The following is a 20079-nucleotide window of genomic DNA, read 5'->3' as shown; positions in this document are numbered from 1 at the left end:
TTACCCCACTCGACGAGCCGCCCGTGAGGCCGCTTCGGCGGTGCGCTCTGCCCGCGGGCGCCGGCGCAGGGCGGCTGTTCGGAGGATTCCTCAGATGGAGGATGCCCGGGCCAAGCGGGTGCAGCACCGCGCCGCGGTGAAGGAGTGGCGTTCGCGCGGCCGCGTGACGGCTGCGGCGGCGGCCGCCGTCTTCCTGGCCGGCAGTGCGATGGTGGCGCTTCCGGCGAACGCTGCCACGGGCCCGGCGGGCACGCTGTACGCGGACCAGTTGATCGCGAACACGCAGTCGCTTCATGTCTCAGCCCACGTCGCGCAAGCGGCAGTGGATCAGCCGAAGTTCAATTCAGCAGGGTTCACCCGCCCGGATGGATCGTCGGCCATCACCGTCGGCGGCACGACGAATGCCGATTGGGCCGCTCTCGTTCTGCAAGACGGCAAGTTCCCGGTGACGCCGAACAACCTCACCGTGATGCTGCAGTGGATGGACTCCGAGAACGACCCGAACAGCTGGTGGCTGCGCAACAACCCACTGAACAACGGGCTGGGGTCGGGCGGGGGAGCGGGCTTCGGCAGCTACGACAACCTCACGATCGCGGCCTCGTATGTCGCGCAGCAACTCCGGCGCGATCTGTTTTCGGGCATCGCGCAGGCGTTCGACTCCAACGCTCCTGTCTCGGTCAGTGTGCAGGCCATCATCGACTCGCCCTGGGCCGGTGGCCACTACAACTACGGAGCCATCTGGCACGGCGTCGATGTGCCGATCGTGGCCGCACCTGCCTCCGACTGGTAGGACACGTCGGTAGTGGTTCGTAGCCTGACCCCGTGACCGAACCGCACCGTCTCACCCGGCAGGATGCCCGCCGCATCGCGGTGCGCGCCCAGTTGCTGGATGCCGCGCGTCCGGTCGATCTGCTCGATACGGTGCGCAGGCTCACCCTCGTGCAGTACGAGCCGACCGCCACGGTCGCGCCGAGCGCCGACCTCGTGCTGTGGAGCCGGCTGGGGCGCTTCTACCGGACGGACGATCTGCGGCGAGCACTGGCATCCCACGTGATGGTGGAACTGCGAAGCATGATGCGTCCTGCCCATGACGTCGCCCTGTATCGGGCCGAGATGGAGGCGTGGCCGGGCGAGGCCGCGCGGGGCTGGGCACGCGCCCAGGCAGGGTGGGTGGAGGCGAACGACGCGCTGCGGCGGGACATCCTCGACCGAATCCGCCACGGCGGCCCGATGATCTCGCGTGACCTGCCCGACGACAAGTGCGTGAAGCCGTGGCAGTCCAGCGGGTGGAACACCGGACGCAACTCGGCGATGATGCTCGAGTTCATGGAGCAGCGCGGCGAGGTCGCGGTCGCCGGCCGGCTCGGCCGGGAACGGCAGTGGGACCTGGCCGAGCGCATCTACCCCGACGATCCGGTGGTGCCGCTGGCGGACGCCCTGCGCGAGCGCCGCACCCGCCGCCTTCGCTCGCTCGGCGTCGCCCGCGCGCACACCACCCAGACGCAGCTCGAGCCGATGGATGTCGGCGACACCGGCGAGCCGGCCGTCATCGAGGGCGTGCGCGGCACCTGGCGGGTCGATCCCGCGCAGCTCGACCGCGAGTTCGAGGGCCGCACGGCGATCCTGTCCCCGTTCGACCGGCTGGTCTTCGACCGCAAGCGTCTCGCCGAGCTCTTCGACTTCGATTACCAGCTCGGCATGTACAAGCCGGCGGCGCAGCGACGGTTCGGCTTCTACGCGCTCCCTGTGCTGCACGGCGACCGCCTGGTCGGCAAGGTGGATGCCACGAGCGATCTGCCGGCATCCGTGTTGCGGGTGCACCGCGTGTACGAGGACGAGCCCTTCACGTCCGAGGCGAAGGATGCCGTGCGCACCGAGCTCGAGAGTCTCGCCGAGTTGCTGCGTCTGCGGTTGGAGTTCGAGTAGGCGCCTGTGCTCGGTAGACTCGGCGGCTGGAGGGCTGTCCGAGCGGCCGATGGAGCTGGTCTTGAAAACCAGTGGGCGGAAACGCCTCGTGGGTTCGAATCCCACGCCCTCCGCAGAGGAATAGACCGGATCAGAACGCGCTTCCGCCGATGGCGGTTCAGTGACGCCGGCTTGGTGCGCCCGCGTCGCTGGCCGGGACGTCGCGGCCGCAGTGCTTGCACGCGGTGGCCGCCAGGGGTAGGTCGTCGGAGAGGCACGACGGGCAGGTGGCTGTGGGCGTCGGGTCACCGAACACGGTCTTTCCCTGGCGCTTCATCACGGCTCGGTAGGGGACGACGATCACGAAGTACACGACGAGCATGAAGATGATGAAGTAGATGATCGCGGAGATGAACGCTCCCAGGTTCAGGAACGTGCCATTGCCGCCGCCGGAGACCAGTTGCCAGCCCAGCCCTGGCGACGTCTTGCCGCCCTGCGCGGCTGCGACGAGCGGGTTGATGATGTTTGTCGTGAATGCGGCGATCAGCGTGCTGAATGCGAGTGCAACCACCAGGCCGACTGCGACGACGATCACGTCACCACGCATCAAGAAGTTTTTGAATCCTCGAAACATGTTTCCCCCCTTTGGGACGTGTTCTTCAAGCGCCAGAATTCCGCGGGACCTGGCCTTTTGAGCGTAGTAGCGTAATGAGGCCGATGCCGGTATTTCGCGCCCGGGTCGTCATTTTCCGGTGCCGCTCGGCTCACCGGCCGGTACGGGGATCGAGCACGATCCTTCCGAAGACGGTTCCATCGTCCATCCGGCGGTGAGCTTCCGCCGCGTGCGCCAGCGGAAGCACGTCGTGCACGATCGCAGAGAGCTCGCCACGGGAAGCCGCCTCGAGCAGATCTGCCCGGACTGCGTTGCGTTCATGGACGGGCACCGTCGCCAGGCTGAATGTTGCAAAAGACCGCGATTGCTGGAATGCGCGCATCAGCGACATTCCGAAATCCGGCGGCGGAAACCCGGCAACGGCTCCGACCAGCACCAGTCGCCCATTAGGTGCGAGTCGGTCAAGGAACGCGGGCAGTTGCTGTCCTCCGACGATATCGATGATCACGTCGAACATCTCGGCTGCGTTCGGATCGCCGGCTCCGGCGCGGTCCAGAACGTGCGTGGCGCCGAGGGCGCGAAGTCGCCGGCCGCGCTCGGCGGATGCCGTTGTCACCGCGATCGAACTCGCCCCGACGTGCGCCGCCAGCTCGACGACGGCGATCCCGATGCTTCCTGCCGCGCCGCGGACCAGTATGCGCTCACCGGCGGCGAAGCGCGCGTGCGCCAGCGCGAAGTGCGCGACGGTGGCCGCGCTGCCCAGCGTGACCGCGTCGATCGAGGAAAGCCCGGACGGGAGCGGGGTGACGTCTTCGAGCTGCGCAACTGCGTGTTCGGCATACCCGCCGCTCGTGCCGGTGAAGGCCCACACCCGTCGGCCGACCCACTCGGTATCGACGCCGCAACCGACAGACGTGATGACACCGGCGACCTCGCTGCCGGGGACCATACCCTGCGGATACGACGACCCGAGCGTTCCTCGGCGGATGACGACGTCGACGCCGCCGATACCGATCGCTTCCGTTCGCAGCGCCACCTGGCCCGCCCCTGGCAAGGGAATGGGGATGTCCACGACCTTCATGCCGCTCGCGTCTCCGAATCGCTGGATGCTGACCGCCCGCACCGTATCTCCTGTCGTCCGTCTCGTCGCCGATACGATGAGGACGGTAGTGGACGCCGCCGTCCGGTTGAGCGAAGTGAGACGAATGAGTGCGGAGATGCCCCGACTACGTTCGGATGCGCAAGACAACCGAGATCGCATCCTGACGGCGGCGCGGCGCCTGTTCGCCGAGCGCGGTGTGGGCATCGGGATGCGCGAGATCGCACGTGAGGCGGGAGTCGGCCCGGCGACGCTCTACCGCCGCTTTCCCACGAAGCAAGCCGTGATCGACGAAGCGTTCGACATCGAGCTACGGGCCTGTCGGCAGATCGTCGTGGATGCCTGCGACGACTCGGACCCCTGGCGAGGTTTTGTCAGGGCGGTGCAAGGTTTGATCGAGTTGAACGCGGAGAATCGAGGCTTCGTCGATGAGTTCACCGCGACCCAACCTTCTTCCGGTCCGCTCGTGGAGCACCGCCGGGAGTTGCTTCGCATGCTGAGGGGACTGGCTCGCCGTGCACAGCGTAGCGGTCGCCTACGTTCGGACTTCGTGGTCGACGACCTCGTCCTCGTGTTGCGTGCAGGTCGAGTTCTGGGTCCGGACGGGACGCGAACCAAGACGTCGCAGGCGCAACGGTTCGCCGAGCTGGTGATCGACGCCTTCAGTGATGCGCGCAACCGTTAGTTCTCCCGCGGCCGGTGACCGGGCCGCAGCGCGTCCATCGAGCCGACGCGTGGCTATGGGGAACACGTCAGCCGGCCCGGAGCGCGTCGCGCGCCTCCGCGAGAAGCGCGATCAGCGCGTCGTACCGCTGAGGGCCGAGCGTGGTGCGGATCCGTTGTTCTGACGCGAGCTCTCGTTCGACACCGTCGGCGGATGCCGCCTTTCCAGCATCTGTCGGGTGCAGAGCAACGGAGCGACCCGCCCCGACTCGGCGCTCGATCAGACCCAGCCGCTCGAGTCGGTCGGCGGCCTGGCTCATGGCCTGCTGGCTCTTGCCGAGGCCGGCGGCGATCGTGGTCACGGTGATCCCCGGCTCCCTCACGACCGCGTCGAGCAGATGGTTCAACGGCAACGACAGCGGCGACTCCGCCAGTGCGTCTTCGCCGCGCTGCTCCACGAGAACGCTCAATTCACGAAGCCGCCCGCGAAGCAGTTCTGGCATCGAGGGGCGCCAGTCGCGATCGTCTGCGACGGATCTTCGACTCATATCGCGATTATACGGATTTGGATTCCAGCCCCTGTGAACACAAGGACTTGTGCTTGAACAGGGTTGGACACAGATCAAAGGAGCAATCATGCGAGTGTTCGTCACAGGCGCGACAGGATTCATCGGCAGTCACCTGGTCACCGACCTCAGAGACGCAGGGCACGACGTCGTGGGACTCAGCCGATCGGAAGCGGGGGCGGAGCGACTCAGGGCAGCGGGCGCGACGCCGTTCCTCGGCGACGTGAACGACCTGCCCCGACTCCGTGTCGCCGCCGATGATGCGGAGGCGGTCGTGCACACGGCGTTCGACCACGAGCATCCGGATTCAGCCGAACCGAGCGAGAACGATCGGATGGTCATAGCTGCACTCGGAGAGACCCTCGCCGGCACCGACCGTCCGCTCATCGTCACCTCCGGAACAGGCTTGGTGCGGGCGCGACCGGGCGCTGCGGTCGTCGAGAGCGATCCGCACGAGCCGTCGTCCGTCGTTGCGCGGGCCGCCTCCGAAGAGGCGGCCGAGGCGCTCATCGAGAACGGTCTCGACGTCAGGATCGTGCGTCTGCCGCAGGTCCACGACACCCGACGGCAAGGACGGATGCGCTGGCACATCCGCCTCGCACGCGAGCGCGGCAGCGTCGCCTACATCGGCGATGGCAGCAACCGTGTTCCCGCAGTGCATGTCACGGATGCCGCGCGGCTGTTCCGGCTCGCGCTGGAGCGCGGCCGGCAGGGAATGCGGTATCACGCTGTCGCCGAAGAGGGCGTGCGATTGCGCGAGATCGCCGAAGCGATCGGCGAAACCCTGCACCTCCCCGTGGCCTCCTTGGCGCCCGAAGACGCTGCCGGGTACTTCGGATGGCTCGCTCAGCTTGCGGGGCTCGACCTGCCCGCATCCGGTACCTGGACCGCCGGGGAGTTGGACTGGCGCCCCACCGGGCCCAGCCTCCTCGACGACCTGCGCAACGCCGTGCCCGACGAGTCGGGGCGAGCGTGACGAGAGACCCAGCGTCACTCCACGTACTGGCCGCCGCAGGCCTCTGCGAGTCCCGGTCCGAACAGCGCGGCCGGCGTGAAGGCGCCCGGCTCGCCTCTCTCCTCAGCAAGCCGGGCGGTCACCTCTGCGGCGAAGCGTGCCGTCGCATCGCTCGCATCGCCCAGCCGCAGCCAGCCTTCCTTGATCTGGCCGTTCGCCCACTCGACCCGTGCGTGCGCCCAGGAGTATTCCCTCGGCCGTGGTCGGAAGCTCGTGTGCACGGCCGCGACCCGGTGAATCAGCGCGCGGCGCAATGGACCGATCCGAAGGGCGACCTCGGCGAGAGGGAAGAGCGCGCGAACGGGGCCGGAGGGAGCCTCGGACGATGCTGCCTCGACTTCGGGTGACCCGGATGCGCGCCGTGCGGCCTCGAGCTCGCCGAGCGGCATGAGACCCGTCCGTACCGTGTCTCCATCAGGTGTCGTCAGCGCCCGTGGCCGACTGCCGATGCCGGCGGACACGACGCGGCCGCGCGCGACACGGCGAGCCCGGTACCGGCCGCCGGGGACACCGGGCATGCCGTGGAGCAGTGTCGCCGCGAAGGCCTCGCCGAGTGTGCCCTCCTCGATCGCGAGCGAGGGGACCATGTCTGTGCGCACTCTCGCGGCCGGCGGCATCCCGGCGCAGACTCGCACGGCGACGCACTCGGTGGCCGCGGCGCCGAACCCGGCGCCCGTGACGAGGGTCACGCCCGCAGCCGCGGCGTCCCTGTTGCGATCGAGCACAGCCGGCACCGAGCCCATGTCGTTGCCCAGGTCGACGTAGTGGCTTCCGGCGGCGATGCAGGCGTCGATGATCGTCGGCGCCGTCGCTGAGAATGGCCCGACCGTGTTGAGGACGACTCCCGGTCGATCACGTCGGATGGCTGCGGCCATATCGTCGAGGCCGGCGGCGGCGACCACGCCGGTGCCCGCTTCTTTCGCGAGCGCCTCGAGTCGTGAGGCGTTGCGTCCGACGAGCACGGTGGCGATGTTGCGAGCCGCCATCAGGCGGGCGACTGCGCTGCCCGTTCGCCCGTTCGCACCGAGGATCCATACCGACTCAGGCATCCCACGCTCCCTTCCGCGATCGGTTCGCGCCAGACTGTTCTTCGATCAAGTGATGACACTGCATGTCGTCACTGTACACGCAATGACATGCAGTGTCATCACGTAGGCTGATGACATGAGTCGATGGCGCCCGGATGCTCGCGAACGACTCGAGGCTGCAGCGCTCGAGCTCTTCGAGCGGCAGGGTTTCGCGGCCACTACCGTGCCGCAGATCGCGGAGCGGGCGGGCCTCACGACGCGCACGTTCTTCCGCTACTTCGCCGACAAGCGCGAGGTCATCTATGCGGACGACCAGTTCCCGGCGCTCGTCCGGAGCATGTTCGCCGACGCGCCCGCCGATCTTTCGCCGATCGAGCTCATCGTCGAGAGCATCCGCCGGTTCTCGGACGAGGAACTGGAGCACCAGCGCGACAAGATCCGGCGCCGCAGCGCGATCGTCCTCTCCGACCCCGGTTTGCGAGAACGCAGCCTCCGCAAGCGGGCCGAGATCGCCGAAGCGATCCGGGATGGCCTTCTTGAGCGGGGAGTTCCGGCGCGCACGGCAACACTCCTGGCTGACACGACGGCCAACGTCTTCGAGGTGTCTCTGGCGGAGTGGATCGATGCCGACGACGGAAGAGCGCTCAGCGACCTGGTCCTCGAGAACCTCGCCGTGCTACGTGACGCTCTCGACGGCGACCGCCACTTGGCCCACGGCCGCTGACCAACGAATGCACCGCGCGGTCATCATGCGGCCGCTCGCGCGGACGCGGCGGGCACCAGCACCTCCCGGCACCACGTGCGGAAGTCGGTCGCGGTCGGCACTGCGCGAGCCCAGTCCGCGTCGTAGATGCCCTCGTCGGCTGCCGTGAAGGTCTGGATGCTCTCGATCACCTGCTGTTCGGGTGCGCCGGCGGAGCGCAGCATGCCCGCGTACTCGTCGATGGCCAGGCGCTGGTACGCGACCGCTCGGCCGAGCTCCTCGCTCATGACGCCGGCCAGTTGGTCTGGGCTGAGGTGATCCGGACCGAAGACGGGCAGGTCGTCCTGACCGGACCAACTCAGATCGGTGAGCAGGTCGGCCGCCGTGTGGGCGATATCGCGCGTGGCGACGGTGGGCATGGGCGCCTCGGCCGATCCCGTCAGTGCGAAGGAGCCGCGGGAGAGGATGCCGTCGAGCTGCCGCAGCAGGTTCTCCAGGTAGAACGGCATGCTCAGGGCCCGATATGCGGCTCCGGATGTGCGCAGCTCGGCATCCATGGCGAACGCCGAAGAGAGAACGCCGGCGGGCTTCGGCCAGCCGTGCCCGGCGCTCGAGACGCCGACGACGTGTCCCACCTTGTGGCGGGCGATGGCCTGCGAGGCGACACGGGCGAAGGCGAGATAGTGCTCCCGAGTGCTCGGCGCCGCCGGGTTCGGCGGAACCAGCCAGAACAGCGCATCTGCTCCGGCGAGCGCCTCGTCGAGTACGGCGGAATCGCCGTGCGACCCCTCGACCGCCTCGACGCGGTCGCGTACGTCTTCATCGAGTCGCGAGGCATCCCTCACGACGACTCGAACGTCGCTCCCTCGCTCGAGTAGCTCGCGCACGAGCTTGCTGCCGATCTGCCCGGTGGGAGCGGTGACCACGATCATTCGGATGAACCTCCTCGATAAACGGAATCTGAGTTCCGGTTCCGATTATGTGCGCACGACCGCATTCCGTCAAGTAATCTGCTGAGTCATGACCGAAGCCGAAGTGCGTATGCGCGCCGACGCCCGGCGCAATCGCCGGGCCATCCTCGACGCAGCGCGCGACCTCTTCACCGAGCGCGGCGACGTGGTGCAGATCGACGAGATCGCAGAGCGCGCAGGCGTCGGCGTCGGGACGCTCTACCGGCACTTCTCCGACAAGAAAGCCCTGCTCGCGGCCATCGTGGGCAGTCGCTTCGAGGCGATGACTGCGGTAGCGCGGGCGGCGGAGCAGGTCGAGGATCCGGGAGAGTCCTTCCGCGCTCTACTTCTCGGCTATCTGGAGACGGCCGAGACGGATGCCGCCTACCGCCTGGCCGTGCTCGGTGCAGAGGAGCCGGACTGGCAGGAGATCAACGCCGAGAAGGAGCAGTTCGGCGTGATCGTCGAGCGCATCCTCGGTCGCGCCATCGACGCGGGGTACCTCCGCGACGACATCGCGAGTACGGACTTCGTTCTCTTGACCCGCGGGGCCATGGCCAACATGACCCGCGGCCGCAACTGGCGCAGGCACGTGGAGCTGCTGCTGGAGGGCATCCGCGCCGCGCGGTCCCGCTGACCCCGTGATTCAGCTGTCGCGAATTGCGGGTGTCCGTCAACCGAATCCGCGATTCGGGACAGCGGAATGCGCGGCGAGGGAGTCAGGCGGCGCGCAGCAGGTCGACGGATGCCCGCACTTCGGTTTCGAAGTCCGGGCCCCAGTTGCACTCGAGTGAGACGCTGCCGTCATACCCGGCCCGCTGAAGGGTCGCAAGGAACTCGCACCACGGCCAATCGCCGGTGCCGAGATAGCGTCGACCGCTGTCGGCGATGTGCGCATGCCCGATCTTCGCGGCGTGCCGGATGATCGAGTCCAGCGGTTCCTGCTCGAGAACGATGTGGTACAGGTCGGCGACGACGGGGACGTTCGCGATCTCGAAAGCATCGAGGAACTCCGATGCCTCGCCGATCGAGTTGATGAGGTTCGTCTCGCCGGTGTTCAACGGCTCCAGCATGACGCGCAAGTCGGCCGCGGCGGCCGCGTCGCGTGCCGCGCGCACGACGTCGGCGAGTTGCTCCAGCGCCGCTTCGTGGGCAAGTCCATCCGGTGCCGTACGGGAGCGACCGGATCCGAAGACGACCTTGGCGCCGGGCTCGGCCACCTCGCCGAGGAGCGAGAAGACGGCATCGAAATAGCGCCGAGCCTCATCGAGCCTGCTCTCGATCCCGATGAGCGGCACGCTGCCGGGAACCAGAACGGCGAATGACGGATGCCGCCTGCCGCGGTAGGCATCCGACAGGCGCCACCCGTCGCCGTCCGGCACGATCACGTTGTCCACGATCGTGGGCTCGACGTAGTCGACGCCCGCCGCGAACGCGGCGCCGGTGCGGGCGGCATCGGTGATGACTCCGAACGCGGAGAATGGCACAGCAAACCTTCCTTCGGTGGCGTGATGGGGTCAGTTCAGCAGGGCGCGACCCGCACGACAACCGTTTGCCACTTTTGCCGTGCTCAGCGCTGCGCGGCGTGGGCCTTGATCTTCGCGAACATGTCCTCGAGCAGGAATCTCACGTCCACGCTTTCGGCCACGCGAACCGACCGGCCCTCGACGATCACGTTGGTCATCCGGGCGTCGGCTCCGAAGACGTGCACCGGCCGATGCCGCCAGACCGCTCCGTCGGGGTTGAGAACCACGCTCACGGCGGGCGAGTCGCCGAGGGAGCGGTACTCGATCTCCGGATCCACGTTGGCGGCGTTGAACTCCTTGAGCTGTCGTACGAGATACGAACCGAGCTCGCCGTAAGGCGCAACCTTCTCGTCGAGTTCGGCGTAGCCGACCCCGACCATCCGGTACACCGTCATGGGTATCTGCCAGACACGGAGCCCGGACTGGAAGACGACGTTGGCCGCAGCCACGTCGTTGCTCAGGTTGAACTCACCCCGCAGCTCCCCGCCGGTGATGTCGTCGTACGGCGTTCCGCCGATCCACACCACCGTCAGCTCCGGGTTGTCGGCGACCGTCGGATCGAGCAGGAGTGCGCTGGCCATGTCGGTGAGCGGCCCGAGGAAGATGACGAACAACCGGCCGGGCTCGTGTGCTTCGCGGATGATGAGCCGGGCGCCCGCGGAGTCGACAGGAGTCCGTTCATCCGGAAGACGATGCTCGGCGCCGTCGGCCACCACGATGTCGTCGCGCTCGAGCAGCCGGAGGAGGAGGTCGACCTCGTCACGGCTGTCACGCATGCTGTGCGGGCTTCGGGCGTCGCCGAAGTGGGCCGGGATGATCCCCGCGATGTCGAGGCTCGGCGAGAGCAGCGCGTGCACGATCGCGAACTGGTCGTCCGCCTCGTTCTTGGCGTCCGAATCGATGATCAGTCGGCGTCTCATCCACACACCCTAGAGCGTCGTCGAAACTCACTTGCGATTCGCCGTGTCCTATGTAACGATACACGAACCAGTTCCTGTATCGATACAAATTGGTCCGGCCGGCGAAGACGCGAGGAGTGAGCGTGACCGAGAACGCGACGAGCGCCCACACGTACTATGCGGATCCCGCCCTGGTCGCCTTCGGCGAGAAGTTCTATCTGTATCCGACGACAGACGGCAAGGACGGCTGGAACACGGATGTCTTCCATGTTCTCGAATCCGACGATCTGGAGCACTGGGTCGATCGTGGCGAGATCCTCCGGCTCGGCCGCGACGTCTCATGGGCCACGAAGAACGCGTGGGCGCCAGCAGTAGCGGAGAAGGGCGGTCGATTCTTCCTCTACTACAGCGCGGACGACAACATCGGAGTCGCCGTCGCGGACACCCCCACGGGACCGTTCGCCGACTCCGGCAAGCCTCTGGTCGCCAGGGATGCATACAGCGGCCGCGCGATTGATCCCTCCGTCTTCACGGACGACGACGGCTCGTCGTACCTCGTCTGGGGCAACGGTGTCGCTCACATCGCGCGCTTGAACGACGACATGGTCTCCATCGATCCCGGCTCGGTCGTCGAGTGGCGGCATCCCACCTTTCGCGAGGCTGCGCACGTCCATCGCCGCGGCGATGTCTACTACCTCACGTGGTCGGAGAACGACACGCGGGATCCGTCGTATCGCGTTCGGTGGGCCACCGCGGGCAGGCTTACCGGTGAGTGGCGCGAACGGGGCGTGCTGCTCGAGCAATCGCCCGACGACGGCGTGCTCGCCACCGGACACCACTCCATCCTGCGTTTGCCGGGATTTGACCGCTGGCTCATCGCCTACCACCGCTTCGCCATACCTGGTGGCGACGGGTACCACCGCGAGATCGTCATCGACCCCCTCGTACATCTCCCCTCCGGTGACCTCGCCCCAGTGAGGCCGGGGCCGGATTCCATCCGCGTCATCGAGACACGCACCCCCTGAATCCCCGAACACCTCAGAGAAAGAAGAAAGCAATGTCGCTGAGATCTCATCTTCAACGCCCCGTCCAGCGCCGAACGGTGGCTAGGGCGGTTGCCGTCACCGCGGCCGCCGCGCTTGTCGGCGCCGCCCTCGCCGGATGTTCGAGCCCCGGCAACGACACCGGATCGAGGACTGTCACGTTCCTGTCCTGGGATAACAAGACGACGATGCAACCGCTGATCACGGAGTTCCAGAAGGAGAACCCGGGCTACACGGTCAAGTTCTCGTTCGCGCAGCCCGTGACCGGGTACATCCAAAAGCTGCAGACAGAGCTGGGCTCCGGCACGGCACCGGATGTCTTCATCATCACGGCCGAGAACAAACAGCAGATCATGGACGGGCATTTCGCGAAGGACCTGTCCCAAGAATCCTGGATCTCCAACCTCGCCACGGCGGCCAAGGCCACCTACACCAAGGACGGAAAGATCTACGGAGCAGCCACTTCGTCCTGGGGCGGCGGAATCCTCGTGAACGAAGGCCTTCTAGGCAAGGTGGGCTACACCGGCCAGCCGAAGACCTGGCAGGAGTTCCTCGACCTGTGCAAGAAGCTGAAGGATGCCGGAATCACCCCGTTCTACGAGGCGGGCGACGGCATCCCAGTCACGCTGGCAGCGCTGCTCGGCATCCAGAACCAGACGGACGGCGGGAAGATGGATGCCGACATCTGGGCGGACAAGTCAACGTTCGTGAAGTCGTGGACGCCGGCGCTCAAGACCTGGAACGAGCTCTTCGACCAGGGCCTGGAGTCGCGCTCGGTCGCCGGCCTGACCGGTGACCAGGTGCAGCAGGAGTTCAACCAGGGCAAGGTCGCCATGATCGGCACCGGCTCGTGGACGCCCGGCGGCATCCGTCAGGCAGCGCCCGACATGAAGTTCGAGTTCTGGCCGGTTCCCGGAGCGAACGGCACCCCGTACTGGGCGGGAGCTGTCTCGCCCGGCTATGCGATCAACGCCAAGGCAAAGGATCCGCAGGCGGCGGAGAAGTGGGTCGAGTTCCTGCAGTCGAAGAAGGCCGCGCAGATCTACAACAAGGAGACCGGCACGATTATGACTACGAAGGACTTCACGCCGGTCGTCGATGCGTCGCTGGCGAAGATGGTCGATCCCGTTCGCAAGGGCGACTTCTACCTGCCGGCCGTGAGCTGGCCGACGAACTCCGACGTGCTGAGCACGACGTCGGTCTCGCTGATGCAGCAGAACATCCTCGGCAAGATCACGCCCGAGCAGTTCGCCAAGGGCATGGACACCGAACTCCAGTCCGTCAAGTGACGGGTCATCCCGGGGTCGTCCGCTTGCTGCGGAACGGCCCCAGGACTTCGACCAGGAAGGAAGGTGTCATGGCCGACACCACCGTTCTCGCGCCACCGGACGTGCGGTCCGCAGTCCAGCGCGCCATCCGCCCCAAGCGGCGACGCGCTCGCGACAGGTTCGCGGCGTACTGGTTCGTCGTGCCGATCATCATCGTCTTCGTTGCGCTCTACGTCGTGCCGTTGGCGCAGTCGCTCTACTGGAGCTTCACGAACTACAACGGATACTCCGATGAGGTCAGCTTCGTCGGGCTGCGGAACTATCTCTCGATCTGGTCCGACCCCTCGATGCTGTCGGCCCTCGGGTTCACGCTGTTCTACGCCATCAGCACCACCCTGCTGGTGACGTTATTCGCCATACCGCTGGCGGTCATCCTGAACAATCGGTTCTTCGGTCGTGGCTTCGTGCGCAGCGTGTTCTTCTTTCCCGCCGTGCCGAGCGTTGCGATCCTCGGGCTCGTGTGGACCTTCATCTTCAGCCCACTCGGCTCAGGCGTGGTCAACTCCGTGCTCGGCTGGTTCGGCATCCCGGCCGTTCCGTGGCTGGCCAACGAGACGCTGGCTCAGCTGTGCGTCATCGTCGTGGCCGTATGGGCGCAGACCGGATGGCACGCCATGCTCTACCTTGCCTACCTGCAGTCGATCCCGAAGGACATGTTCGAGGCTGCTCGCATCGACGGTGCAGGCCGGTGGCAGGAGTTCCGCTTCCTCACGTTGCCGATGCTGACGCCGGCGATCTCGATCAGCAGCCTGCTGCTGCTCACCGGTGGCATCAAGGTCTACGACCTGCCCTACACGCTGACCCACGGCGGGCCGGGCTTCGCGACCAGGTCGCTGACGCAGGCGATCATCGAGAACGGCATCGCCCAGTCTCAGGTCGGCAAGGCATCCGCACTGAGCGTGCTCTTCCTGATCGCGGTCGGACTGGTGATCCTGCTGCAGCTGTTCATCTCGCGCCGACTCGAGGAGCGCTTCTCATGAGACAGAGCCGAGGCATCATCCTCAGCATCGTGATGATCCCCATCGCGTGCGTCGTTGCCCTGCCGTTCTACTACGTCATCGTCAACACGCTGAAGACACAGGCGCAGACCACCGCCCACCCGCTGGCGCCGCCTACCTCCTTCAACCTCGACAACTACATCCGCGTGTTCGAGACGCTGCCCATCGTGCAAGCGTTCTTCAACACGCTGTACGTCACCGTCATCTCGATCGTGCTGATGCTGCTGATCGGCGCGATGGCCGCGTTCGGGGTACTGATCGGCAAGGCGCGGTTCGCGACCGTGCTCGGGATCATCCTCGTCATCGCCTTCGTGGTGCCGGGGCAGGCCACCCTGATTCCGCTCTACCGGATGCTCGCCGGCGTGCAACTGGTCGACTCGCTCAACGGCCTCATCGTGATGTACGCGGCAGGATCGATCTTTTGCTATTTCCTCATCCTCGGCTACATGCGGACGATTCCCGCCGATCTGTTCGAGGCCGCGCGCATCGACGGAGCAGGCGCTTTCCGCGTGTTCTGGTCCATCGCGCTACCGCTGATCCGACCCATCCTGGTCACGGTCGGCGTCTTCCAGACAATGTGGGTGTGGAACGACTTCATCACGCCCAACGTCTTTATTAACTCGCCCGACAAGCAGACGCTGGTACTGCAGGTCTATACGGCGGTTGGGCAGTTCACGACGGACTGGCCGACGTTCATGACGCTGACCGTGATCGTGCTCGTCCCGATGATCGTCTTCTTCATCGTCGCCCAGCGGCAGATCGTGAGCGGCCTCGTCAACGGCAGCGTGAAGGGATGACCGCACCGGGTCTCGCGGAGAATCGTCGTTCAGCCGGCCGCCGTCGACTCGCGCGCCATCACCGAGTACGGGCTCGTAAACTCCTCGGGGGCACGGATGTCACCGTCGATCCGTCGCACCAGGAGGTCGACAGCCTTGGTCGCCATCACTTCGTGCGAAGGATTGACGCTGGAGAGCGAAGGCGTCTGGTAACTGCTGATGTCGACGTCGTCGAAGCCGATCACCTTCACGTCACTGGGAACGGTGAGGCCGGCATCCTTCAGCCCGCGGACGGCGCCGAGCGCCACGTAGTCCGTCACGCAGAACAGGCCGTCGAAGCGAATCCCCTCAGCGACGATGCGCCGCATCGCGGCGGCGGCGCGCTCCAGGGAGAAGTCCTCCACGATCACCGTGAGCTCGGGATCCTCGGGCAACCCGGCATCCTCGAGGGCCAGCCGGTATCCCTCGTGGCGGAGCGTCGACACGTCGGTCGCGGCACCCAGTTCACCGTGGAGTGCCACGATGCGACGGCATCCGCGATCCACCAGATGCCTCACGGCGGCGCGCGCGCCATCGACGTTCGGCATGGCGACGTGATCGACCGGCCCCTGGAAAATGCGCTCGCCGAGGATGACGACAGGAAAGTCGACGCGCAGCAGGTCGACATCCGCCTCGCCCAGCCCGACTGCACTCAGGATGAGCCCGTCGTACATGCGCAGGCGAGAGAGCGCCAGAGCGTTGAGCTCGTTCTCCCTGGAACGTCCGGTCTGTTCCATGACCACGTGCAGCCCGTGCCGTTGTCCCTGCTCGATGACGGCGGCGCCGAATTGGCCAAAGTAGGGTCGGTCGACCTCGGGGACGGCCAGCCCGATCGTGTGCGTACGGCCGCGACGCAGGTTGCGGGCGGCGACGTTGACGCGATAGTCGAGCTCGTCGATGGTCTGGAGAACCTTCGCGCGGGTGGATTCCTTGACGTGCGGGCGACTGTTCAGCACGTTCGACACCGTCATGGGTGATACACCGGCGGCCTTGGCGATGTCGCGAATGGTGACCATCGACGACTCCCTTCCTGCCGCAGCAGTGCATTCCGATCGAAAGTTTATAACGATACATCGACGCTTCCCGGCACGCCGGACCGCGTCCTTGCAGGAAACGAGGAACAGGTGAGCGCACCGGTCTACCGCGACCCCGTGTACGACGGAGCGACGGACCCGACTGTGGTGAAGAACCTCGAGACCGGGGCCTGGTGGATGTTCTACACCCAGCGTCGAACGACCGATCAGGGACCTGGGCACCGCTGGGTCCACGGTACCGAGATCGGCGTCGCGGTCTCCGACGACGACGGTCGCACCTGGGCCTACCGGGGAACGGCGCAGGGGCTCGAATCGGGCAACACCCTTTGGGCTCCCGAGGTGATCGCCACGCCGGACGGATACCGCATGTACGTTACCGTCGTGGACGGCGTGCCCGACCGGTGGGCCGGTCCATCGGCGCGAATCGTCGAGTACCGCAGCTCCGACCTCGACCGCTGGCGCCGTGTCGGACCCATCGAGCTCGACTCGGAGCGCGTCATCGACGCCGCGGTCGCCCCCTGCGCCGACGGGAACTGGCGCCTCTGGTACAAGAACGAGCGCGACGGCTCGACGACGTGGTCGGCCGTGAGCCACGACCTGGACCACTGGCAGGTCGAAGGCCGGGCGATCGACCCTTCTCCACCCCACGAGGGACCGAAGGTGTTCGAGTTCGCCGGCTGGTTCTGGCTGATCGTGGACGAGTGGCGGGGCCTCGGCGTCTACCGGTCCTCGGACGGCGTCGGTTGGAGACGCCAAGCGCACAATGGTGGGCTGATTCTCGATCGGCCGGGGCGGCATCCGCTCGACCGGTCGGTCGGTCACCACGCGGACGTGGTCGTGCTCGAGGCGGACGACCCGGAAGGTGACACCGCTGTGCTCTTCTACTTCAGTCATCCGAAGGGCGAACCCGGCGACGGTGACCGCGACAGACGCAGCAGTGCCATTCAGGTGGCCAGACTCAGCGTCGTGAATGGTACGCTCCGCGCGGACCGCGATGTCATCACCCCGCTCGCGCTGACCCCCGTGGACCGGGTCGCATGACGACGCTGGTGATCGACGACGCCGCGATCGGAACACCGATCAGTACGGATCTGTGGGGAGCGTTCCTCGAGGACCTCAACCACGCCGCCGACGGCGGCCTCTACGCCGAACTCATCCAGAACCGCTCCTTCCGCTACGAGGCGAACCCCGTCCCGAACGCAGAGGGCGAGAGCTGGAACGGGCTGTCGCACTGGCGCCTGGGCGACCCGGAGAGCTCGAGCGTCACCCAGCCCTCGCCCGGTGCTCCCGTGGTATTCGCGGCGACGTCCGCCGACGCACGCCTGGTCAACGACGGGTTCGACCGCATCCCGTTCGTGGCAGGCGCCGGCTATCGCTACCGGGTGATCGCGCGCGCCGCCGACGGCCTGCAGCACGGCGTCAGGCTTTCGGTGCTGGACGGGACATCCGTTCGAGCGGAGGTCGAAGCCGGAACCGCGGATGCCTCGTGGCGCTGCCTCGAAGGCGAACTCTCGGCGTCCGCCACCTGTGACGGCAACTTCGGGATATCGCTCGCCGAGCCGGGGACGATCGAGCTGCGGTTCGTCTCGCTCTTTCCGCTCGACACGTTCCACGGGCGACGCAATGGGCTGCGGAGGGATCTCGCCGAGGCCATCGAGGAGCTCCGGCCGCGCTTCCTCCGATTCCCCGGCGGATGCCTGGCGCACGGCTACGGGCTGGCCAACCTGTACCGCTGGAAGCCCACCCTTGGACCGGTCGAAGACCGCGAGGAGCAGTTCAACATCTGGGGCTACCACCAGAGCGTGGGCCTGGGATACCTCGAGTACTTCGAGTTCTGCGAAGACATCGGGGCGAAGCCGCTCCCCGTCGTCCCTGCCGGGGTGTGCTGCCAGAACTCACCCGGCGGCCAGCACGCGGTGCCCGAAGGCGAGATGGATGCCTATATCCAGGACGTGCTCGACCTCATCGAGTGGGCGAACGGCAGCGCCGAAAGCCGCTGGGGATCGGTGCGCGCTCGTGACGGGCATCCGGAGCCGTTCGGGCTCGAGTACCTCGGGATCGGCAACGAGGATGAGCAGACCGATCTCTTCCGAGACCGGCTCGACAGAATCGCCCAGGCCGTACGCGCCGCACACCCGGGCATCCACATCGTCGGCACCTCGGGACCGAGCCCGTCGGGCACGGATTTCGACGACGGCTGGTCGTTCGCCAGAGACCAGGGAATCGACCTCGTCGACGAGCACATGTACGAGTCACCCGAGTGGTTCTTCGAGAACGTCGACCGTTACGACTCGTACCCCCGGGAAGGCCCGCGGGTCTACGTCGGCGAGTACGCCAGCCGGGGGAACACTCTGCTCAACGCCCTCTCGGAAGCCGCATTCATGTCGGGCCTCGAGCGCAACGGTGACGTTGTCGATATGGCGTCGTATGCGCCGCTGCTCGCGAAGGCCGGCCATACGCAGTGGGTGCCCGACCTGATCTACTTCGACAATCGTCGGGTCATGCCGAGTCTCAACTACCACGTGCAGCGGATGCATGCGACCGCGACCGGAGACGCGTCGCTAACCGTGTCCTGCATCCGTGACGGCAACGAGCTCACCGAGCAGCTTGATCGGGCGCCGGAGGAGCACGGATTCGTCGCCTCGGCCGTCAGGGACTCGCTATCGCGCAGGCTCTTCGTGAAGATCGTGAATGCCCTTCCCTCGCCTCGGAGCATCGTGCTCCGGCGCACGGGGGAGCGTGGGCTTCATCCGGTGCGCCGCACGGAACTCGCCGGCCCCGACCCCGGCGCCGGACGGCTGCACGAACCGGCGCCCTTCTCTCCACGAGAGTGCAGCCTCGGATCCTTCGAGGCGTCCTTCACCGTTCCGCCCTATTCCTTCACCGTTCTCGAATTCGAGGAGCTTCCATGAACCGCGAATCTTCCGGCGAACCGCGGCATGCCACGGCGCCCTACGGTTACCTGCTGGTGCACTTCGTCGATGATCCGGTCGGCCACGGGGAACGCGTCTACTTCAGCCTGAGCGACGGGGACACGCCACTGCGCTGGACCCGGATGAATCACGGTGAGCCGGTACTCGAATCCCGTCTGGGAACGACGGGTGTGCGCGATCCCTACCTGGTTCGCGGCGACGGAGAGTTCTATCTCATCGCCACAGACCTCCGCGTTGTGGGCGGCGACGACCTGGGTTGGTCGGAATGGACGCGAGTTGGGAGCAGGAACCTCGTGGTCTGGCGCTCCGCCGACCTGGTCGAGTGGACCGAGCCGTGGCTGGCGGAGGTCGCTCCGCCGACGGCGGGGATGGCGTGGGCCCCTGAGGCGGCGTTCGACGCCGCGCGCGGGCGATTCCAGGTCTACTGGTCGTCGCACCTCTACTCGGAGGACGATCCGGACCATCGTGCCGACTCGTACAGCCGGGTGCTCGTCTCCGAGACGGAGGACTTCCGCGAGTTCAGCGCACCGACAATCATGATCGATCGCGGACGCTCGGTCATCGACACGACGATCGTTCGCCACGAAGGCAGGGTGCACCGGTTCTCGAAAGACGACGGGGACCTGTCGGACTCCGACAAGGTATTCCAGGAGGTGGGCTCTGGCATCCTCGCCGAGGACTTCTCGATCGTCGCCACGCGCATCGCGGACGACCTCTTCGACGACGTCGAGGGCCCGCTGATCTTCCAGGACCACGCGACCGGTCAGTGGCACCTTTGGGTGGATCAGTATTCGGTGAGCCCGCAGGGCTACATTCCGCTCGTCTCGTACGACCTGGCCTCGGGGGACTGGACGCCCATCGCCGCCGACGGGTTCTCGCTGCCCACCGGAACCAAGCACGGCGTGGTGCTGCCGCTGCGCGACGGCGAGTGGGACCGCCTGGCCGCCGCGTACCTGTGAGG

At 66.7% G+C, this 20079-nt stretch carries 21 protein-coding genes and 1 tRNA gene; 14 read left to right on the top strand and 8 right to left on the bottom strand.

Annotated features, from left to right (window positions below):
* Positions 1-94 precede the first annotated feature (94 nt).
* The 3 genes from ACYVII_RS11245 to ACYVII_RS11235 all read left to right on the top strand — a co-directional run bounded on the left by ACYVII_RS11245 (position 95) and on the right by ACYVII_RS11235 (position 2039).
* Entirely contained in the window at positions 95-790 is a 696-nt protein-coding gene (locus ACYVII_RS11245) for a hypothetical protein (RefSeq protein WP_460534966.1), read from the top strand.
* 32 nt (positions 791-822) lie between these two features.
* Positions 823-1926, top strand: a complete 1104-nt coding sequence (locus ACYVII_RS11240) for a winged helix DNA-binding domain-containing protein (protein WP_460534964.1) — start codon at positions 823-825, stop codon at positions 1924-1926.
* Between the two features lie 28 nt (positions 1927-1954).
* Positions 1955-2039, top strand: a tRNA-Ser gene (locus ACYVII_RS11235).
* A 44-nt stretch (positions 2040-2083) separates the two neighbouring features.
* Here ACYVII_RS11235 and ACYVII_RS11230 read toward each other — a convergent pair.
* Together ACYVII_RS11230 and ACYVII_RS11225 are read right to left on the bottom strand one after the other, a co-directional pair.
* Positions 2084-2539, bottom strand: coding sequence for a large conductance mechanosensitive channel protein MscL (locus ACYVII_RS11230; RefSeq protein ID WP_460534962.1), 456 nt, complete (start codon positions 2537-2539; stop codon positions 2084-2086).
* 130 nt (positions 2540-2669) lie between these two features.
* The gene (locus tag ACYVII_RS11225; protein WP_460534960.1) at positions 2670-3641 is read right to left on the bottom strand and encodes a zinc-dependent alcohol dehydrogenase family protein; all 972 of its coding nucleotides are present in this window, start codon (positions 3639-3641) and stop codon (positions 2670-2672) included.
* Here ACYVII_RS11225 and ACYVII_RS11220 point away from each other — a divergent pair.
* Positions 3625-4302, top strand: coding sequence for a TetR/AcrR family transcriptional regulator (locus tag ACYVII_RS11220; RefSeq protein ID WP_460534958.1), 678 nt, complete (start codon positions 3625-3627; stop codon positions 4300-4302). The genes ACYVII_RS11225 and ACYVII_RS11220 overlap by 17 nt on opposite strands.
* 67 nt (positions 4303-4369) lie before the next feature.
* Here ACYVII_RS11220 and ACYVII_RS11215 read toward each other — a convergent pair whose 3' ends face one another.
* A complete protein-coding gene (locus ACYVII_RS11215; protein WP_460534956.1) occupies positions 4370-4828 on the bottom strand; it encodes a MarR family winged helix-turn-helix transcriptional regulator in 459 nt (152 codons plus the stop codon).
* 88 nt (positions 4829-4916) lie between these two features.
* Between ACYVII_RS11215 and ACYVII_RS11210 the strand changes: the two genes are divergently transcribed.
* Positions 4917-5822: an SDR family oxidoreductase gene (locus ACYVII_RS11210; protein WP_460534954.1), complete on the top strand. Its 906-nt coding sequence runs from the start codon at positions 4917-4919 to the stop codon at positions 5820-5822.
* 14 nt (positions 5823-5836) lie between these two features.
* On the opposite strand, the gene ACYVII_RS11205 is transcribed toward ACYVII_RS11210, so the two are convergent.
* Complete coding sequence (locus ACYVII_RS11205; RefSeq protein WP_460534952.1) at positions 5837-6910, bottom strand: saccharopine dehydrogenase family protein; 1074 nt, start codon at positions 6908-6910, stop codon at positions 5837-5839.
* Positions 6911-7025: 115 nt separating this feature from the next.
* Here ACYVII_RS11205 and ACYVII_RS11200 point away from each other — a divergent pair, with 115 nt between their 5' ends.
* Positions 7026-7613 carry a TetR/AcrR family transcriptional regulator gene (locus ACYVII_RS11200; RefSeq protein ID WP_460534949.1) on the top strand — a complete coding sequence of 196 codons (588 nt, stop codon included), beginning with the start codon at positions 7026-7028 and terminating at the stop codon, positions 7611-7613.
* A gap of 23 nt (positions 7614-7636) precedes the next feature.
* On the opposite strand, the gene ACYVII_RS11195 is transcribed toward ACYVII_RS11200, so the two are convergent.
* Positions 7637-8524, bottom strand: a complete 888-nt coding sequence (locus ACYVII_RS11195; protein ID WP_460534946.1) for a Rossmann-fold NAD(P)-binding domain-containing protein — start codon at positions 8522-8524, stop codon at positions 7637-7639.
* 88 nt (positions 8525-8612) lie between these two features.
* On the opposite strand from ACYVII_RS11195, the gene ACYVII_RS11190 reads away from it, so the two are divergent.
* Positions 8613-9179, top strand: a complete 567-nt coding sequence (locus tag ACYVII_RS11190) for a TetR/AcrR family transcriptional regulator (RefSeq protein ID WP_460534943.1) — start codon at positions 8613-8615, stop codon at positions 9177-9179.
* Between the two features lie 82 nt (positions 9180-9261).
* Here the strand turns inward: ACYVII_RS11190 and ACYVII_RS11185 are convergent, their stop codons facing one another.
* Both ACYVII_RS11185 and ACYVII_RS11180 read right to left on the bottom strand, forming a co-directional pair.
* The gene (locus ACYVII_RS11185) at positions 9262-10029 is read right to left on the bottom strand and encodes a TIM barrel protein (RefSeq protein ID WP_460534941.1); all 768 of its coding nucleotides are present in this window, start codon (positions 10027-10029) and stop codon (positions 9262-9264) included.
* 83 nt (positions 10030-10112) lie between these two features.
* Complete coding sequence (locus ACYVII_RS11180) at positions 10113-10988, bottom strand: nucleoside hydrolase (protein WP_460534939.1); 876 nt, start codon at positions 10986-10988, stop codon at positions 10113-10115.
* 122 nt (positions 10989-11110) lie between these two features.
* Here ACYVII_RS11180 and ACYVII_RS11175 point away from each other — a divergent pair, with 122 nt between their 5' ends.
* The 4 genes from ACYVII_RS11175 (at position 11111) to ACYVII_RS11160 (ending at position 15133) form a co-directional block, all read left to right on the top strand.
* Entirely contained in the window at positions 11111-11992 is an 882-nt protein-coding gene (locus tag ACYVII_RS11175; RefSeq protein ID WP_460534937.1) for a glycoside hydrolase family protein, read from the top strand.
* 77 nt (positions 11993-12069) lie between these two features.
* Positions 12070-13299 carry an ABC transporter substrate-binding protein gene (locus tag ACYVII_RS11170; RefSeq protein WP_460534935.1) on the top strand — a complete coding sequence of 410 codons (1230 nt, stop codon included), beginning with the start codon at positions 12070-12072 and terminating at the stop codon, positions 13297-13299.
* A gap of 68 nt (positions 13300-13367) precedes the next feature.
* Positions 13368-14318: a carbohydrate ABC transporter permease gene (locus ACYVII_RS11165; protein WP_460534933.1), complete on the top strand. Its 951-nt coding sequence runs from the start codon at positions 13368-13370 to the stop codon at positions 14316-14318.
* On the top strand, positions 14315-15133 hold the full coding sequence (locus ACYVII_RS11160) for a carbohydrate ABC transporter permease (protein ID WP_460534931.1): 819 nt from the start codon (positions 14315-14317) through the stop codon (positions 15131-15133). Before ACYVII_RS11165 ends, ACYVII_RS11160 begins: the two co-directional genes overlap by 4 nt.
* A gap of 29 nt (positions 15134-15162) precedes the next feature.
* Here ACYVII_RS11160 and ACYVII_RS11155 read toward each other — a convergent pair whose 3' ends face one another.
* Positions 15163-16167, bottom strand: a complete 1005-nt coding sequence (locus ACYVII_RS11155) for a LacI family DNA-binding transcriptional regulator (protein ID WP_460534929.1) — start codon at positions 16165-16167, stop codon at positions 15163-15165.
* A gap of 108 nt (positions 16168-16275) precedes the next feature.
* Between ACYVII_RS11155 and ACYVII_RS11150 the strand changes: the two genes are divergently transcribed.
* Genes ACYVII_RS11150 through ACYVII_RS11140 form a run of 3 tightly spaced genes read left to right on the top strand, consistent with a single transcriptional unit; the run spans position 16276 to position 20077 of the window.
* Positions 16276-17226, top strand: a complete 951-nt coding sequence (locus tag ACYVII_RS11150; protein WP_460534927.1) for a glycoside hydrolase family protein — start codon at positions 16276-16278, stop codon at positions 17224-17226.
* On the top strand, positions 17223-19097 hold the full coding sequence (locus ACYVII_RS11145) for an alpha-L-arabinofuranosidase C-terminal domain-containing protein (RefSeq protein ID WP_460534925.1): 1875 nt from the start codon (positions 17223-17225) through the stop codon (positions 19095-19097). The genes ACYVII_RS11150 and ACYVII_RS11145 overlap by 4 nt, the downstream gene beginning before the upstream one ends.
* Entirely contained in the window at positions 19094-20077 is a 984-nt protein-coding gene (locus ACYVII_RS11140) for a glycoside hydrolase family 43 protein (RefSeq protein WP_460534924.1), read from the top strand. The genes ACYVII_RS11145 and ACYVII_RS11140 overlap by 4 nt, the downstream gene beginning before the upstream one ends.
* Positions 20078-20079 lie beyond the last annotated feature (2 nt).

The sequence above is a fragment of the Humibacter ginsengiterrae genome (assembly GCF_054780115.1).
Note: the sequence above shows the minus strand (reverse complement) of the source record. Positions and strands in the feature narration are given on the sequence as shown.

What these genes read in the sequence shown, in the direction of transcription:
- ACYVII_RS11220 (WP_460534958.1), top strand. Translation starts at nt 3,625, where the DNA reads ATGCTGACCGCCCGCACCGTATCTCCTGTCGTCCGTCTCGTCGCCGAT.
- ACYVII_RS11215 (WP_460534956.1), bottom strand. Translation starts at nt 4,828, where the DNA reads ATGAGTCGAAGATCCGTCGCAGACGATCGCGACTGGCGCCCCTCGATG.
- ACYVII_RS11190 (WP_460534943.1), top strand. Translation starts at nt 8,613, where the DNA reads ATGACCGAAGCCGAAGTGCGTATGCGCGCCGACGCCCGGCGCAATCGC.
- ACYVII_RS11205 (WP_460534952.1), bottom strand. Translation starts at nt 6,910, where the DNA reads ATGCCTGAGTCGGTATGGATCCTCGGTGCGAACGGGCGAACGGGCAGC.
- ACYVII_RS11210 (WP_460534954.1), top strand. Translation starts at nt 4,917, where the DNA reads ATGCGAGTGTTCGTCACAGGCGCGACAGGATTCATCGGCAGTCACCTG.
- ACYVII_RS11145 (WP_460534925.1), top strand. Translation starts at nt 17,223, where the DNA reads ATGACGACGCTGGTGATCGACGACGCCGCGATCGGAACACCGATCAGT.
- ACYVII_RS11140 (WP_460534924.1), top strand. Translation starts at nt 19,094, where the DNA reads ATGAACCGCGAATCTTCCGGCGAACCGCGGCATGCCACGGCGCCCTAC.
- ACYVII_RS11200 (WP_460534949.1), top strand. Translation starts at nt 7,026, where the DNA reads ATGAGTCGATGGCGCCCGGATGCTCGCGAACGACTCGAGGCTGCAGCG.
- ACYVII_RS11245 (WP_460534966.1), top strand. Translation starts at nt 95, where the DNA reads ATGGAGGATGCCCGGGCCAAGCGGGTGCAGCACCGCGCCGCGGTGAAG.
- ACYVII_RS11165 (WP_460534933.1), top strand. Translation starts at nt 13,368, where the DNA reads ATGGCCGACACCACCGTTCTCGCGCCACCGGACGTGCGGTCCGCAGTC.
- ACYVII_RS11195 (WP_460534946.1), bottom strand. Translation starts at nt 8,524, where the DNA reads ATGATCGTGGTCACCGCTCCCACCGGGCAGATCGGCAGCAAGCTCGTG.
- ACYVII_RS11230 (WP_460534962.1), bottom strand. Translation starts at nt 2,539, where the DNA reads ATGTTTCGAGGATTCAAAAACTTCTTGATGCGTGGTGACGTGATCGTC.
- ACYVII_RS11180 (WP_460534939.1), bottom strand. Translation starts at nt 10,988, where the DNA reads ATGAGACGCCGACTGATCATCGATTCGGACGCCAAGAACGAGGCGGAC.
- ACYVII_RS11160 (WP_460534931.1), top strand. Translation starts at nt 14,315, where the DNA reads ATGAGACAGAGCCGAGGCATCATCCTCAGCATCGTGATGATCCCCATC.
- ACYVII_RS11155 (WP_460534929.1), bottom strand. Translation starts at nt 16,167, where the DNA reads ATGGTCACCATTCGCGACATCGCCAAGGCCGCCGGTGTATCACCCATG.